The 15700-nt window shown below is 66.2% G+C and carries 13 protein-coding genes; all 13 read right to left on the bottom strand.

Annotated elements, in window-relative coordinates; genetic code table 11:
* Positions 1-67 precede the first annotated feature (67 nt).
* On the bottom strand, positions 68-1030 hold the full coding sequence (locus tag AC51GR_RS06875; protein ID WP_496323841.1) for a cell division protein FtsQ/DivIB: 963 nt from the start codon (positions 1028-1030) through the stop codon (positions 68-70).
* The gene (gene murC, locus AC51GR_RS06870) at positions 1027-2547 is read right to left on the bottom strand and encodes a UDP-N-acetylmuramate--L-alanine ligase (protein WP_496323840.1); all 1521 of its coding nucleotides are present in this window, start codon (positions 2545-2547) and stop codon (positions 1027-1029) included. Before murC ends, AC51GR_RS06875 begins: the two co-directional genes overlap by 4 nt.
* Positions 2544-3671 (bottom strand): undecaprenyldiphospho-muramoylpentapeptide beta-N-acetylglucosaminyltransferase, encoded by a 1128-nt coding sequence (murG, locus tag AC51GR_RS06865; protein WP_496323839.1) that lies wholly within the window; start codon positions 3669-3671, stop codon positions 2544-2546. Before murG ends, murC begins: the two co-directional genes overlap by 4 nt.
* Before the next feature lie 54 nt (positions 3672-3725).
* On the bottom strand, positions 3726-5498 hold the full coding sequence (gene ftsW, locus AC51GR_RS06860; RefSeq protein WP_496323838.1) for a putative lipid II flippase FtsW: 1773 nt from the start codon (positions 5496-5498) through the stop codon (positions 3726-3728).
* The gene (gene murD / locus AC51GR_RS06855; protein WP_496323837.1) at positions 5498-7015 is read right to left on the bottom strand and encodes a UDP-N-acetylmuramoyl-L-alanine--D-glutamate ligase; all 1518 of its coding nucleotides are present in this window, start codon (positions 7013-7015) and stop codon (positions 5498-5500) included. The genes ftsW and murD overlap by 1 nt, the downstream gene beginning before the upstream one ends.
* 19 nt (positions 7016-7034) lie before the next feature.
* The gene (gene mraY / locus AC51GR_RS06850; protein WP_496323836.1) at positions 7035-8123 is read right to left on the bottom strand and encodes a phospho-N-acetylmuramoyl-pentapeptide-transferase; all 1089 of its coding nucleotides are present in this window, start codon (positions 8121-8123) and stop codon (positions 7035-7037) included.
* A 46-nt stretch (positions 8124-8169) separates the two neighbouring features.
* Positions 8170-8646, bottom strand: a complete 477-nt coding sequence (locus tag AC51GR_RS06845) for a glutamate ligase domain-containing protein (protein WP_496323835.1) — start codon at positions 8644-8646, stop codon at positions 8170-8172.
* On the bottom strand, positions 8643-10256 hold the full coding sequence (locus AC51GR_RS06840; RefSeq protein ID WP_496323834.1) for a UDP-N-acetylmuramoyl-L-alanyl-D-glutamate--2,6-diaminopimelate ligase: 1614 nt from the start codon (positions 10254-10256) through the stop codon (positions 8643-8645). The genes AC51GR_RS06845 and AC51GR_RS06840 overlap by 4 nt, the downstream gene beginning before the upstream one ends.
* Before the next feature lie 23 nt (positions 10257-10279).
* Positions 10280-12292, bottom strand: a complete 2013-nt coding sequence (locus AC51GR_RS06835) for a peptidoglycan D,D-transpeptidase FtsI family protein (RefSeq protein WP_496324111.1) — start codon at positions 12290-12292, stop codon at positions 10280-10282.
* 86 nt (positions 12293-12378) lie between these two features.
* On the bottom strand, positions 12379-13206 hold the full coding sequence (gene ftsL / locus AC51GR_RS06830; RefSeq protein WP_496323833.1) for a cell division protein FtsL: 828 nt from the start codon (positions 13204-13206) through the stop codon (positions 12379-12381).
* Positions 13203-14186 carry a 16S rRNA (cytosine(1402)-N(4))-methyltransferase RsmH gene (gene rsmH, locus AC51GR_RS06825; RefSeq protein WP_496323832.1) on the bottom strand — a complete coding sequence of 328 codons (984 nt, stop codon included), beginning with the start codon at positions 14184-14186 and terminating at the stop codon, positions 13203-13205. The genes ftsL and rsmH overlap by 4 nt, the downstream gene beginning before the upstream one ends.
* A gap of 199 nt (positions 14187-14385) precedes the next feature.
* Positions 14386-14814, bottom strand: coding sequence for a division/cell wall cluster transcriptional repressor MraZ (mraZ, locus tag AC51GR_RS06820; RefSeq protein WP_495516068.1), 429 nt, complete (start codon positions 14812-14814; stop codon positions 14386-14388).
* Between the two features lie 386 nt (positions 14815-15200).
* Positions 15201-15608 carry an SCO2097 family morphological protein gene (locus AC51GR_RS06815; RefSeq protein WP_496323831.1) on the bottom strand — a complete coding sequence of 136 codons (408 nt, stop codon included), beginning with the start codon at positions 15606-15608 and terminating at the stop codon, positions 15201-15203.
* Positions 15609-15700 lie beyond the last annotated feature (92 nt).

Here is a 15700-nt window from a genome sequence, read left to right as displayed (position 1 = left end):
CGGACACCTGAGCCAGCAACCGGCGCGGCGTGTCGGGAAAGAACTCTGCGAATTTGCACCAAATCGACTATTTGAACGTCGGATTCGACGGGCTGGACACATTGTATTCGGTTCCCGGTTGCGTCAGCACATGGCGCAGGGTCTCCGCTTTCTCCGCATTTCGACGGTCATCTCCCCACACCACGGTGCGGTTGTCCTTGAGTACCAACACGATATTCACCGGGGAACCGACCTCGATCGCGGCGATTTGTTCGGACACGTAAGGAGGAACCTCGGCCATCACGGTCAATGCCGCGCGCGTCGAGGCGTCACCCGAACCCGGATTCTGGGTTCGCAGCTGCGCCAGTCCGGGCGGCGGATCCTGTTGCGCGAACTCGAATCCCAGCTTGTCCATCAAGTACTTCTGTCCATCACGCTCGGTGAAGACGACCGCGACGCGTTCGACCACCGAGATACTGATGGTCGACGGATACTCGCGCTTGACCCGAACCGAGGCGATCCGCGGGATCATCGAGACCCGCTGGGCGGCTGCCGCGGCATCCACCTGCAGGAGCGGCTCGCCACCGGGAACCGCTGCCGCTGAGGTGATCTCCTCCGCCGGCACCGCGGAATTGCCGGACACGTCGACCGATCGCACCGACATCAGCGGCGTGAAGTAGGCAACCAGGAACAGCGCGAAGACCACCGCGATGACACCGATCGTGCCGACCAGCACCCGCATCCCGCTGATCGGGGGCCGACTGCGCCGGCGGCGGGTGAATCGTCCGCGCGTGAACCGGCGCAGCCGTGCCCTCGACGTCCCTCCCCCGGTGTCGGATTCGTCAGATTCACCCGAATCGCCGTCGTCGTCGTCCCGAGCGGCCACCTCCGCCGCCCCGGGCACGTCGTCATCGAAATCGTCGTCATCGAAGTCGGCGCCGAAATTTGCTGCGCCGGACTCGTCCGCGCCGAGGTCTCCGGCATCGAGTCCATCCGCGTCGGGCTCGTCCGGACCGAGACGACCTGGTCCGGGCTCATCTGATCGGTTCACCGTTCGCCCCGCGGCGGCCGGCCGTCCCGGCTCACCTGACCGGCATCGCGCAACGCCTTGACGATCTCCCCGGCCTGCATGGTCACGTCACCGGCACCGATGGTGAGGATGACGTCTTGCGGCTGGGCCAGCTCGACCACCTGACGCGGAAGCGCTGAGACATCAGGCTGGAAGGCAACGGGTTTGCTGATCCGTTCGGCGATCGTCACACCGCTGATCCCCGGGATCGGTTGTTCGCGCGCTCCGTAGACATCGAGCACGATGACCTGATCGGCGAGGTCGAGTGCGGCGGCGAACTCGGTCGCGAATGTCTCTGTGCGTGAGTACAGGTGGGGCTGGAAGATGGCCATCACACGACCACCGTCGGCCGCGACCATGTCGCGCGCCGCGGTCAGCACCGCCCGGACCTCGGTGGGGTGATGGGCATAGTCGTCGAACACCCGGATCCCGCCGACAGCGCCGCGTAGCTGGAATCGGCGGTGGACACCGGTGAAACCTTCGACGCCCCTGATCACATCGGCGAGCGGCGCGCCGGCGGCTTCTCCGGCCAGTACTGCGGCCATCGCGTTGAGCGCCATGTGTTTACCGGGCACCGGCAGCTTCATCTCATGCTCGACGACGACGCCGTCGCGCTCGGTGAACCGAACCTGCGCGACACCGCCGCCGGCACGGCTCTGCCAGCTCGACAGCTCGGCCGCGAGCGGGGTATCCGGCGCCAGGTCGCGGTGCAGACCCTCGCCGTAGCCGCGGATGGAAATGTCCCGCTCTGCCAGGCGTTCGGTCACCCGGCCGGCGAACGCCGCCGACCCCGGATCGTCGAGGCAGACCACAAGGGTGCCGCCGTCGACGATGCGATCGGCGAAGTCGTCGAACACTCGCACATAGGCCGCCACGGTCCCGAAATAATCGAGGTGATCGGACTCGACATTGGTAACCACAGCCACATTCGGTGTGTATTCCAGGAGCGACCCGTCGCTCTCGTCGGCCTCGGCCACGAACACTTCGCCCGATCCGTGGTGGGCATTGGTTCCCGATTCGTTCAGTTGGCCACCGATGGCGAACGACGGATTGAGGCCGCAGTGCTGCAACGCGACCACCGTCATCGACGTGGTGGAGGTCTTGCCGTGGGTGCCCGCGATCAGCACGTTGCGGTGGCCTTCCATCAGGGTCGCGAGTACCCCGGGCCGCAGCAGGATGGGGATCCCGCGTTCGCGCGCAGCGACCAGCTCGGGGTTGTCCTTGGGGATGGCGGCCAGAGTGGTGACCACCACCGTCGGTCCCCCGTCGAGCATGTCGAGCGCCGCACCGTCATGGCCGATGTGGATCTGCGCACCCCGGGTGCGTAGATCGATGACACCGCGCGATTCCTTGGCGTCACTGCCCGAGACCTGACCCCCACGCGCCAACAGGATCCGGGCGAGCCCGGACATCCCGGCGCCACCGATCCCGACCATGTGCACACGCGAGAGTTGCGCAGGCAGAGGCTGTTTCGGGCTTGGGTTGTTCGAGTCGTTCATCGGCTCACCAACGCACGCCGGGCCTGTGCGAGTTCGATGCCGGCCGCGGCAACCGCCTGAGCGGCACCCCTGGCACCCGATCCGGCGGCCGCAGCCGCCATCGCCGCGAGCCGTTGCGGATCGGTCAGCAATGGCGGGATGGTCTGTGCCACATAGTCGGGCGTCAGATCTGCGTCGTCGACCATCAGTCCCCCACCGGCCTCGACCAGCGGGGCGGCGTTCAGTCGTTGCTCCCCGTTGCCGTGCGGAAGCGGGACGTACACCGCGGGCAGACCGGTCGCCGAGACCTCGGCGACGGTCATCGCCCCGGCCCGGCAGATGGCCAGATCCGCGGCCGCGTAGGCGAGGTCCATCCGGGAAACATACGGCAGGCCGACATACGCCGGAGTCGCGTCGAACGGCTCGATGGTGTTCTTCTTCCCGTAGGCGTGCAGGACGCCGATACCGTTGTCCGCCAATGTCTGTGCCGCACCGCGTACTGCGGTGTTGAGGCTCTGCGCACCTTGCGATCCACCGAAGACCAGCAGGGTCGGGGCGTCGGGATCGAGTCCGAAGAACGCTCGGGCCTCGGCGCGCAACGCACCACGATCGAGATCAGAGATGGCCGCGCGCACCGGGATTCCGACAACCTCGGCCTGCAGACCGGAGCCGGGAACCGCGGCCAGCACCCGCTGCGCCAACCGCGCACCGACCTTGTTCGCGACACCGGCACGGGCGTTGGCCTCGTGGATGAGCACCGGGATCCGCGCGCTCGGACGGCTCCGCAGACGGGCCGCGAGATAGGCGGGTAACGCCACGTACCCACCGAATCCGATGACCACGTCGGCCTCCACCTCGTCGAGGATGCGACGCGTGGCGGCGACCGACTTCGGCAGTCGCAGTGGAAGTTTCGCAAGATCGGCATTGGGCTTGCGGGGCAAGGGCACCGGCGGGATCAGCTCGAGCCGATAACCGCGCTCGGGCACCAGTGTCGTCTCGAGTCCACGCGCTGTGCCCAGGGCGGTGACGGTGATCGTGGGATCGATCTCGATCAGCGCATCCGCGACGGCCATGGCCGGTTCGATGTGTCCGGCCGTGCCACCGCCTGCCACCACAACCGACAACGGCCGTGCCGAGTCACTCATGATCCCATGCCCCATCCACGTGCGTCCGTTCCAGATTTCCATCCGGCGGTGCGCTCACCGCCTCGGTCGCGGGTCGCGGCGCCGGCGGTCCTCACCGTACGGTCGGGCAGAGGCATTGCTGCCGCGACGGATATCTCGCGGCTGACGATCATGGGCATAGCTGTCATTGTTACGCAGTGACTGCGACCTCCGCTGAGGCGGGCTTGCAGTGCCGTCATATCCCCAATCCTGGGGCCGCTGCACCCGCACGCGCCGGGTGTCCTCACGCGGCGGATAGCTGCGTGGGGGCTGCTGTTTCCGCACCGGTCGTCGCGCCGGTTCGGTGGCCGCGGCCCGACGGGCCCGCCCCACCGGACTCGGTGCGCGCTGTACCCGCCGCCGGTCCAGGCGGTCACGCAGAACCTCCGCACGGGTCTGAGCGTACGGAACCGGGTTGGGTAGGCGGAGCATCCTGCCGAACCTGCCGTCGCCCCCGGAAGCCAGTGCCGCCACCGCCTCCGGTTCGTGCCGGGCCGCGTTGGCCAGCAACCCGAACATGACCAGCGTCGTCAGAGTCGAGGTGCCACCGGCCGACAGCAGCGGCAGCTGAATACCCGTCACCGGCAGCAGTCCGACGACGTAACTGATGTTGATCAGCGCCTGCGCTGTGATCAGGATCGTGATGGTTGCGGTGAGCAATCGCAGGAAGGGGTCCACCGAGCGGGCCGCGATCCGCAGGCCGACGAAGGCGAACAGACCGAACAGCAGCAACACGATGACGCCGCCGACGAGCCCGAGTTCTTCGCCGATGATCGCGAAGATGAAGTCGTTGTGCGCGTTGGGCAGGTAGTTCCACTTGGCGCGGCTCTGTCCGAGACCCTCACCGAACGGTCCACCATTGGCCAGCGCGTACCGCGCCTGCCTGGCCTGATAGCCCGAACCCTGCGGATCGTTGTCCTGCCCCAGGAAGCTGAGAACCCGCGCGCTGCGATAGCCGGCCGACATGGCGAACACGCCCGCCAGCACCACACCGGTGAGCGCGAAGAACCCGAAGACCTTCATCGGCAGGCCCGCGAACCAGAGCAATGCACCGATGATGATCGCGATGGTGACAGTGGTACTGAGGTTCGGCTCGAGGATGATCAGGCCACAGATCAGCACGGCCACCGGGATCAGCGGGATCAGCAGCTCACGCAGTTGCGCGTTGTCGCGGCGACGTGAGGCCAGCAGGTGCGCACCCCAGACACAAAGTGCGACCTTGGCGAGTTCGGAGGGCTGGACCGAGAGCCCGCCGACGACGAACCACCGGCGAGCACCCTGACTGAGGGTTCCGATCCCCGGCACGAGGACCAGCATCAGCATGATCGTGGTGATGATGATGGCGGGGGCGGCCAGTCGCCGCATTATCCGCACCGGCATCCGGACGGCGAAGTAGAACAGCAGCACACCGAGCGCGGCGAAGACCAGCTGGGTGGTGAACATGCCGTACGACGAGCCGGTTTTGGAGTAACCCTCCACCGAGGAGGCCGAGAGCACCATCACCAACCCGAAGGCGGTCAGCAGGACGGTGAGGGTGACCACCAGATGGAACGACGCCAGTGGCCGGCCCAGGACACCGGCAATCCTGGAGAGGATCGAACCGATCCCCTCGCCCAGGGTGATGACCCGGCGCTCCGATGTGGACTCGGCCGGACGACGAGCGCGACCGGTCGACTCCGAGGCTGTCTTCGCGGAGTCGCCTCCGACGTCGACACCGTCGAGGTCACCATCGTCCTCGACGTCCACACCGCCGGGTCCGGTATCCGAATCAGCAGTGTCGCCGTCGGCGTCGATCCGGTTCTTTCGCATCAGGAGGCCCCCAGCACCTGCGCGCCCGGGAGGGCGCGGGCACTCGCGGCGAAGCTGTCGCCGCGAGCCCCGTAACCGGAGAACATGTCCAGCGACGCCGCGGCCGGGGCCAGCACCACTGCATCGGGGGTGTCCGGATCGGCTACGCAGAGATCCCAGGCGGCCCGCACCGCACTGTCCATGACCGCGTCGGCGGAAGCCGGATCTGTCGAAGCCGGGACGATGTTCATCGCCCCATCTTCTCCTGTTACTCGTGTGACTGTTGGGACCAAAGGGGCGTGTCGTGCCATTGCATCTCTGATGATGTCGCGATCGGCTCCGATGATCACCACCCCGGCGAGCCGATCGCGGATGGCGATGATGAGTTCGTCGACCGAAGCGCCCTTGAGCAATCCCCCGGCAACCCAGACCACCCGGCGATGTCCCAGGATCGACGCCTGCGCGGCGTGGGGGTTCGTCGCCTTCGAATCATCGATGAACGTGGTCGTCCCGACGATGGCGACCGGCGCGCTGCGATGCCCGGCGACGGTGAACGCTTCGAGTCCTTCGGCGACGGCCTGCGGGCCGGCCCCGACCGCCCGGCACAGCGCCGCGGCCGCGAGCGCATCGAGCACCCCGGACGGGCCCGGCGGCCGGACCTTGTCGGCGTCGATCAACACCGCGGCCTCGGCCAACGGGATCGGAGCGGAATCGGCACCGGCCTCCCAGTCGACCCGGTCGACCAATCGGCCGTCCACCACACCCAGTTCATCCGGTTCCGGCACGCCGAGGCGGAAGCCGAGTGTGCGTCCGTCCGGATCCGAACCGGCGAGGTCTCGCGCCACCGGGTCGTCGCGGCCGACCACCGCGATCGGCCCGGACAGGGCGATCGCCTTGGCCTCGATGTAGGCATCCATCGAGCCGTGCCAGTCGAGATGATCCTCGGCGATGTTGAGCACCACACCCGCGGTCGGACGCACAGATGGCGCCCAGAAGAGCTGGAAGGACGACAGTTCCACGGCGAGCACATCGACGCGGGGCTCGGCGACCAATGCATCGAGCACCGGCAGGCCGATGTTGCCGCAGGCCATCACCGAGGCCCCGGCAGCGGTCATGATCGACTCGACCATCCCGGTGGTGGTCGTCTTGCCGTTGGTGCCGGTGACCACCAGCCATTGTCGTGGCGGCCCGGTGACGCCGGATCGGTCGACCTGCCAGGCCAATTCGACCTCACCCCAGACCGGTAGCCCAGCCTTCGCGGCGGCCACCACGAGCGGGTTGTCGGGCCGAAATCCCGGCGACGCGACGACGAGATCGAAGTCGTCGGTCCAATCGGAGGTCGCCATCAGGGCGCCCGGGGACACCGCCGTGGCACCGGCGGCAACCAGCGGTTCGAGCGCCGCCGGCCGGTTGTCGCAGACGGTGACCGCCACACCCCGGCTCACCAGGAACCGGGCCGCGGACGCGCCGGCCACCCCGGCGCCGGCGACCAGGACGCGCTCACCCCACGGCGGCGGCCCGACCGGTTCAACCCTCACCGGCCTATCCCCCACTGGCCTATCCCCCGCTGGCACTGAGGAACTCGCTGTAGAACAGCGACAGACCCAGCGCACACGCGATGGCGGTGAGCAGCCAGAACCGGATGATCACCGTGGTCTCTGCCCACCCGGACAGTTCGAAGTGGTGATGGAACGGCGCCATGCGGAACACCCGCCTACCGGTGGTCCGGAAGACCGCGATCTGGATGACGACCGAGATGATCTCGGCAACGAACAGGGCGCCGACGACGACGGCCAGGAGTTCGGTGCTGGTGGTGATCGACAGGCCGGCCAGTAGTCCGCCGAGGGCCAGGGATCCGGTGTCTCCCATGAATATCTTTGCCGGGGCGGCATTCCACCACAGGAATCCCAGGCAGGCACCACCGCCGGCGACGGCGATCAGCGCCAGGTCGAGCGGATCACGGACCGTGTAGCAGCCCGGCTCGGCGGCCTTGGGTCCACCGACGCAGGCGTTGCGGTATTGCCAGAAGGTAATCAATACATAGGAGCCGAGGACCATTGCCATCGAGCCCGCGGCGAGGCCGTCGAGACCGTCGGTGAAATTGACGGCGTTGGACCAGGCCGAGACGACCAGCCACACGAAGATGATGAAGACCACCGAGCCCATGGCGATGGCATCGATCTCGCGGACGTAGGACAGCTTCGGGCTGGCCGGCTGGTAACCGGCTTCATTGCGGAACTGCAGTGCCAGCACACCGAACAGCAACGCAGCGATGAGCTGACCCACCGACTTCGCGGTCTTGTTCAGCCCGAGGTTGCGCTGCTTGCGGATCTTGATGAAGTCGTCGAGGAAGCCGACGAGCGCCAGCGTGGTCGCCAGCGACAGCACCAGGATGCCCGAGGCCGTCGGGCCACTGCCGTCCGAGATGTACCCGAACAGATGCGATCCCCCGTAGCCCGCCCACAGTGCCGCGACGATGGCCACGCCACCCATCGACGGGGTGCCGCGCTTGGTCTGGTGGCTCGCCGGGCCCTCGACGCGGATCTCTTGACCGAAGCCTTGACGCGAAAAGACCTTGATCAACACCGGGGTCAGCAAGATCGCCACCGCCAGCGAGATCACGCCCGCAATCAGGATCTGCCTCACCTGAACATCCCTATCTGTCGAATATCAACGCTGTGATCGAAGGCACTCATGCCGGATCTCCGCCCGGCGTCCGGTGGCCGCGGCCGGTCAGGTATTCGGTGAGACCGAGATCGCGCCCACCCATCACCAGCACCACGTCGTGCTCGCCGAATTGCGCGTCCAGTATCTCCGCCGCCTCCTGCGGCGTTGACACCAGGACCGCCTCCGAACCCCACGAGCCCTCCATGACCGCCCCCTGGTGGAGCCCGTGGACGGCCCGCGACGTTCCAACACAGATGACCTGCCCGATGTCCAGGCGCACGGCCAGCCGCCCGAGTTCGTCGTGCGAGACCACCCAGCGCGTCATCGCAAGCCGGTCTTCGGGATCGAGATCCTTCGGGATGTCCATCTCACCGAGCACCGCCCAACTGCGCCGCTGCGGCGCGGCGTGTACCGCGTCGGCCAGGTCTCGCAGGGCAGCGCGTACCGCCCCGGTGTCGACCCGGTCCACCTGCTCGGCCCGGCCACTATCGGTATTACTCACTGTGAAGACTCCGTGTCAGTCGAATTGTGTTGCGTTTCAAGCTCATCGATCGCCTGGGCCAGGATGACTCGATCATCGAAAGGATGTTTGACGCCATTGATCTCTTGACCTGCCTCGTGACCTTTGCCGGCCACCAGCACCACGTCGCCGGGCCTGACCCAGCGGACGGCGGCACGTATCGCCTCGGCTCGGTCGCCGATCACCCGGACCGGCTCGGCACCCGTGGGGCGTTCGGCCATCGGTACCGCCTCGGCTCCGGCGACCACTTGCGCCCTGATCTCTTCGGGGACTTCGGTGCGCGGATTGTCGTCGGTGACGACAACGAATTCGGCGCCGCGCGCGGCCACCTCACCCATGATCGGGCGCTTACCGGTGTCGCGGTCCCCGCCTGCTCCGACGACAACGGCGATCCGGCCCTCGCTCTGACCGCGAAGAGTGCCGATGACTGCCTCGAGCGCAGCGGGCTTGTGGGCGTAGTCGACAACGGCCAGGAACGATTGGCCGCGGACCACCCGCTCGACACGTCCGGGCACCGCAACGCCACCGATCGACTCGATTGCCGTCGCCACCGGCACACCGGCACCGGCGGCGAGCGCAACGGCGGTCAGCGCATTGGCGACGTTGTATCGGCCCGGCATCGGCACGACCATCTCGTATGTCCGGCCGTCCGGCCCGGTCACCGTCACGTGCTGGGCGCCGTCTGCCGCCACCTCGGACGGACCGGCGTGCCAGTCGACGCCCTGCGGCGATCCCGAAGTGGAGACGCTGATCGCGCCGGGTCCGGCGATCTGCAGCATCTCGCGTCCCCAGTCGTCGTCGACACAGATCACCGACTTCTCGGCATGCACCGACGAATCCGGCTTGAACAGAAGCGCTTTGGTGTCGAAATAATCGCGCATGGTCGGATGGAAATCGAGATGGTCCTGCGAGAGGTTGGTGAACGCACCCAGCGCGAATCGGCTCCCGTCCACGCGTCCGAGATACAGCGCGTGACTCGAGACCTCCATCACCACCGAATCCACGCCCTGCTCGAGCATCGCGGCCAACAGTCCCTGTAGCTGTGGGGCTTCCGGCGTCGTCAATGCACTGGGCTGCCGGATCCCGGCGATCCGGGTCTCCACGGTGCCGATCAGGCCCACCGAGTGCCCGTCCGCCATCAACGCCGCCTCGGTGAGGTAGCTCGTGGTGGTCTTGCCCGAGGTGCCGGTGATACCGATCAGTGTCAGATGCCGGGAGGGGTGGCCATAGATCTGTGAACTGACGTCACCGAGGACCTGCCGTGGCTGCGGATGAACCAGCACCGCACAGTCGTGGGATCCATCGAGACCGGCGACGATGTCGCGGCCGGCAGGATCGGTCAGCACTGCCGACGCACCGGCTGCAAGTGCATCCGCGGCGAACTGCGCGCCATGGAATCGGTTGCCCGGTAGCGCCGCGTATAGATCACCGGGCCGGACATCCTGAGCCCGCAGGGTCACACCGCGCACAGCGGTCTGTACCGTCGCCGCGCCGATCAGGTCTATCTGTGCGTTGCCGGTTGCCGCGAGAGCCTCGACCGAGGTCGGGGTGACCAGGGCAGGGCGCAGCACCGAACTATCGGGAGCAGACATTGCCTCAACATACCGCCGTGGGGTCACCCGGCTTGCAAGACCAGTGGCGGCGTCGGGGCGGATGACAGTGGTACCTGTTCGCGCTGCAGCATCCAGGACGCGATGGTCTGGAACAGCGGCGCAGAGCTCTGTCCACCGGTGCCATCACTGCTCCGTTTCGGGTTGTCCAGCATGATGCCGATCACGTATCGCGGTTTGTCGGCGGGCGCGATTCCGGCAAACGTGATGTTGTACGCCTCGTTGGAATAGCAACCACACTTCGGATCCACCTGCTGCGCTGTACCGGTCTTGCCGCTGATCTGGTAACCCGGGACGTCGGCCTTCACGCCGGTGCCGTTCTGGACGCCCATCGGGTCGTTCTGCACGACCGACCGGAACATGTCGCGCACCGACTTGGCGGTCTCGGGACTGACCACGCGGATCCCGGGAGGTGGCTCGGTCGTACCCGGCTGGCCCTCCCCGTTGATCGCCCTGATGATCCGCGGCGGGATCCGCACCCCGTCGTTGGCCACCGCCTGGTACATGGCGGTCATCTGCAGCAGGGTCATCGTCAGGCCCTGACCGATCGGGAGGTTGGCAAAGGTGCCACCGGACCACTGGGTGCGGTCGGGCACGACGCCACCGCTCTCACCGGGCAGTCCGACATCGGTGCTCTGTCCGAGGCCGAAACGCGCGAGCATGTCCGCGAATCGGTCCTCGCCGACCTTCTCGGCCAGCATCAGGGTCCCGACGTTGGAGGACTTACCGAAGATGCCCGTGGTCGTGTACGGCGCGACGTCATGCGCCCAGGCATCTTTCACGGTGGCATCGGACATGGTGATCGTTCCCGGCACCTGGTGGACTTCGTCCGGGGTGGTGACGCCGTATTCGATCGCGGCCGCGGCGGTGACGAGTTTGTTGACCGATCCGGGCTCGAACGGCGAGGTGACCGGGAGATCACCGAGCTGCGCATCACCCTGCTCGTCAAGGGGTTTGGCAGGATTGAAGGTGCTGTCATTGGCCATTGCCAGAACTTCGCCGGTCTTGACGTCCATGACCACGGCCGAGGCGTTCACCGCTCCCGAGCGGTCCTTGGCGAGCTGGACCTGGTTCTGGACGTACCACTGGATGTCCGAGTCGATGGTCAGCTCCACCGTGGCGCCGTCCACGGCCGGATGCAGGTTGCGAGAGCTACCCGGGATGACCGCTCCGTCCGAGCCGCGGTCATAGGTGCGCGACCCGTCAGCACCCGAAAGCACTGAATCCATCGACGATTCCAGTCCGATCAGACCGTTTCCGTCGAAGTCGACGTCGCCGACGATGTTCGCGGCCAACTCCCCACCGGGGTACAGCCGAACGTCCTGCCGCTCCGAACCGACCTCAGGGAATTCGTCGATGATCTTGTTCGCGGACTCCGGGCTGACCGCGCGCGCCAGGTAGACGAAAGTCTCGTCACCGCGCAGGAGTTCACGCAGCGACGACTCGTCGAACTCGTTGCCGAGCTCCTCACGGATCCCGCGCGCGATCTCGCCGATCCGGGTGTCGAGGTCCGGCAGTGCCGGATTCTTCTGATGCGCCTCTTCGATCTCCTTGCGCACCTTGACCGGCTGGAAGGTCAGTGCGCGCGCATCGTCGGTGTATGCGATCGCCTTGCCGTTACGGTCTTCGATGGCACCACGTTTCGCGGGCAGCACCTCGGTGACCGCACGCTGACTCGCCGCTTCGGCCGACAACGACGGCCCGTCGACGATCTGCAGCATCGCCATCTTCACCGTGACCGCTCCCACCACGAGGAAGATGAGCACCGTGGCCACCCGGTGCCGGCGCAGGAACTGCCGACCGGTGCGGATCATGTCGTCGCTCCCGTGGTGTGAACCACCGGCGGGAAAACTGGTGCGTCCAGCGGTGGCACGGGGTGCGTTGTCCGGGTGGTCGCCGTCGCGATATCCGGCAGGCCCCGTTCCCTGACGTCCCCGTGGACGCCGGGAGGGGCCGACCCGCTCCCGGCCCACCGGACGCTGCCGGGTGCGGGGGTTGCCCGCATTCCTCGGCCGCATCACCGGCGGCACCGAGCGTCAGCAGATCCATTCGCCCTGACCGTCATCGCAAATGAGACCTTCATGGTTGTCAATTGTCTGCTGCGCTAACCGACTTCGCGCGAATTTGCGCCCGGCGCGCCGCCATTGGATGGAAGAACATTCGAGTAGGCCGGTGCCGTCGGTGGCTCGACCGGAGTGGCCACGGCCGGCACATCGGGCGCGGTCGGCAACGGGTTGGCGGCGTCGGCGCCCGGGGTGACCGGCGTTCCCTGGATCGGAATACCCTGGGCTCCAGGTGGCGTCGGGGCAGGTGCGGCCCGCTCCGTCGGCCTCGGCGCAGTCGCCTTCGGACCGTTGTTCATCGACGGCGCCTTGTCACCCTCAGCGGGCTTGATCTCCCCTACGACCCACTCCCGGCCGTCGGGACCGACGACCATCCGCGGCACGTCCGTGGCCGGGATCATGCCCAGATCAGTTGCCTTTTCCGACAATTCGGGGGCCGAATCACCAGACTCGTATGACTTCTTGAGGGCGTCACGACGGTCGGACAACTGCTCGTTGTACGCGCGTTCGACACCGAGTTGATACGAATCCTGCGCCGACTTGGTCGAAAGCCACAGCGTCAGTGCCAATCCGGCCAACAGCATCCCGACGACCACCACCGCGAACGGGACCCGGCGCATCGCCTGGACCGGCGCATTCCGCATGCGTCCCCACAAGGCCGGTTTCTGCACCGGCACGGCCGAACTTTCTGGACGTTGCCAATGCCGTGATGTCGACGAGAGCCCCTCGGTGCCAAGGCGTTTGCGTCGACGTTCCAGCGCCTTCTCGGCCGCGGCCGAGCGCTGCCTGTTCGCACCCGACGCCCTGGCTCGCGAAGCGTCGGCATCGCGGCGACGCCCGGTGGCGAGATTGTCGTCGGTGACCGTCACTTCTTACCCCCCGCTATCCGCTCGATGACCCGAACCCGCACGGATGCCGATCTCGGATTGTGTTCGATCTCTTCGTCCGAAGCCTGTTCCGCTCCCCTGGTCACCATCGCGAAATCCGGTGCGGTTCCAGGAAGGTCGACCGGGAGTCCCGGAGGCGTCTTCGACTTGGTCCGCTCGACGAACTCGCGTTTGACGATCCGGTCCTCCAGTGATTGGTACGACATGATCGCCAGGCGCCCACCCACATTCAATGCAGAGAGCGCAGCGGGCAGAGCCGCCTTCAGGGAGGTCAGCTCGCCGTTGACCTCGATCCGCAAGGCCTGGAATGTACGTTTGGCCGGATGTCCACCGGTACGTCGCGTGGCCGCGGGGATGGTCCGGTACAGCAGTTCCACGAGCCGGCCACTGGTGGTGAACGGTTCGATCTCACGTTCACGCAGCACAGCAGAGGCGATCTTGCCCGCGAATCTCTCGTCGCCGTATTCCGATAGGACACGGGCCAATTCGCCGTGCCCGTAGGTGTTGAGAACATCGGCCGCGGTCAGCGGGTCGTCGGGGTTCATCCGCATATCCAGCGGAGCATCAACCGCATAGGCGAACCCACGGTCGGGCTGATCGAGTTGCATCGACGAGACGCCGAGGTCATAGAGAGCGGCATCGAATTTCTTGACACCGGCCTGTTCGAGTGCGTCATCGACCTCGTCGTACCGCTTGTGGACAAACGTGATCCGGTCGCCGAACGGCGCCAGTCGCTCGCGGGCCAGGTTCAGAGCATTGATGTCGCGGTCGATCCCGATGATCGACACACCCGGAAATCGCTGCGCAATGAGCTCGGTATGGCCACCGGCACCGAGAGTGCCGTCGACGTAGATCGCGCCGGAGCCATCTGGATTCTGTCGCGTGATCGCGGGTGCAAGCAGTTCGATCATCCGCTCGGCCATGACCGGGACGTGCCCGAAGGGGCCATCGGCGAGATCCACTGTGCTACCTCTCGTGCGGTCCGGGTGCGCCAATTGGCCGGCAGGTGTGTGGGTGGATCCTGGTCCCTGCCCGATCTCCGCACCTGGCGCTGGGGAAGTGCGTCAGGGGCGGGTTGTCGAACCTGGCGCTGGGGAAGTGCGTCAGGGTCGGATCGGGCAAAGGCCTCGATTCACCCACGTGTTCTTCTGGTCCCTGGCCTCAGGCCGTGTCCAGGACGTCGAAGCCCACGCTCGAGAAGTTCTCCTCGTGCTCATCCTGGTAATCGCGCCATGTCTGCGCGTCCCAGATCTCCAAGTGGCTCATGTTTCCGATGACCACACACTCTTTGGCCAGGCCCGCATAACGACGGTGATCCGGGGACAGGGTTATCCGCCCCTGACCGTCTGGCCGTTGTTCATCGGTTCCCGAGCTCAGTTGACGTTGAAAAGCCCGGGCAGCAGGATCATTCTTGGGCGAGCTCATCACTCGTTGAGCCAGCTCGTAGAAGTCATCCCGCATGTGCACTGCGAGGCTGCGGTCCTGACCTTTTGTGATCATCACCCCTCCTGCAAGTGCGTCTCGGAACTTCGCGGGCAGCGTGAGCCGCCCTTTGTCGTCCAACTTGGGTGTGTAAGTGCCGAAGAACATAGCGCTGGCCATGTGTCGTCACCTCCAACCCCAAGGTTGGTAGGAAAAATCCGGTTCTCTTCCACCAACGAGCACCACTGTACCCCACAATCCACCACTTTCCACCCCAAGTTGCCCGGAGTTCGGCATTCGGCCACCAAGACCGCAGGTAGAGGTGGTGTAGACAGGTGGGGGAAAAATCCTGAGTCAGGGTGTCCACAGGCCGTCTCGGAGGCCTTTTGGAGCCAAAAGGGCCGCTTCAGCCTGCTTCGACCACAGAAATGCCGGAGGTGGGAGAAAGTGGGGGCCTGGGTGGAAAGTGGGCGAGCTGCCCTCAAAACAGACGAAAAGGCCGTGCATCGCGATGCGATGCACGGCCTTCTACGATCAACGGCGCCTGGCGGCGTCTACTCCTGCTCGAAGCGGCGGTTGAACCGCTCTTCCATCCGCTCAGAAAATTTGCGTCCCTGTCGCTGCTCGCGGCCCGACGAGCCACCGCGCGGCGACGATCCCGAAGAGCCTCCGGGAGCCGGTCCGCTACGTGATCCCCACAACGCCATCAGCCCCGCACCGAACATCACGAGGAAGCCGATGAGGCTGACAATGGGGAAACCACCGATTTGAACCTCGATGACAACTCCCCCGACGAGGAGAACGAGTCCGACGAGGAACAACACGGCAGCTTGCAGTCGACGGCGCGCAGTGGACCCGCGAAAGCGACGCGACCGCACGTTCGACGCAAACTTGGGGTCTTCGGCGTACAGAGCGTTTTCGATCTGTTCGAGCATGCGCTGCTCGTGCTCTGAGAGTGGCACCCGCCCCCTCCTTCAGCACATGGTTTCGGTAGAGCTTCCAGAGGAGACAATTCCGGTTGCCCGGACCCACTCGGGTGGACCCAACTCTGATG

The organism is Williamsia sp. z71, from assembly GCF_059553375.1.
Note: the sequence above shows the minus strand (reverse complement) of the source record. Positions and strands in the feature narration are given on the sequence as shown.

What these genes read in the sequence shown, in the direction of transcription:
- murC (WP_496323840.1), bottom strand. Translation starts at nt 2,547, where the DNA reads ATGAACGACTCGAACAACCCAAGCCCGAAACAGCCTCTGCCTGCGCAA.
- mraZ (WP_495516068.1), bottom strand. Translation starts at nt 14,814, where the DNA reads ATGTTCTTCGGCACTTACACACCCAAGTTGGACGACAAAGGGCGGCTC.
- murG (WP_496323839.1), bottom strand. Translation starts at nt 3,671, where the DNA reads ATGAGTGACTCGGCACGGCCGTTGTCGGTTGTGGTGGCAGGCGGTGGC.
- ftsW (WP_496323838.1), bottom strand. Translation starts at nt 5,498, where the DNA reads ATGCGAAAGAACCGGATCGACGCCGACGGCGACACTGCTGATTCGGAT.
- AC51GR_RS06835 (WP_496324111.1), bottom strand. Translation starts at nt 12,292, where the DNA reads ATGCGGCCGAGGAATGCGGGCAACCCCCGCACCCGGCAGCGTCCGGTG.
- AC51GR_RS06840 (WP_496323834.1), bottom strand. Translation starts at nt 10,256, where the DNA reads ATGTCTGCTCCCGATAGTTCGGTGCTGCGCCCTGCCCTGGTCACCCCG.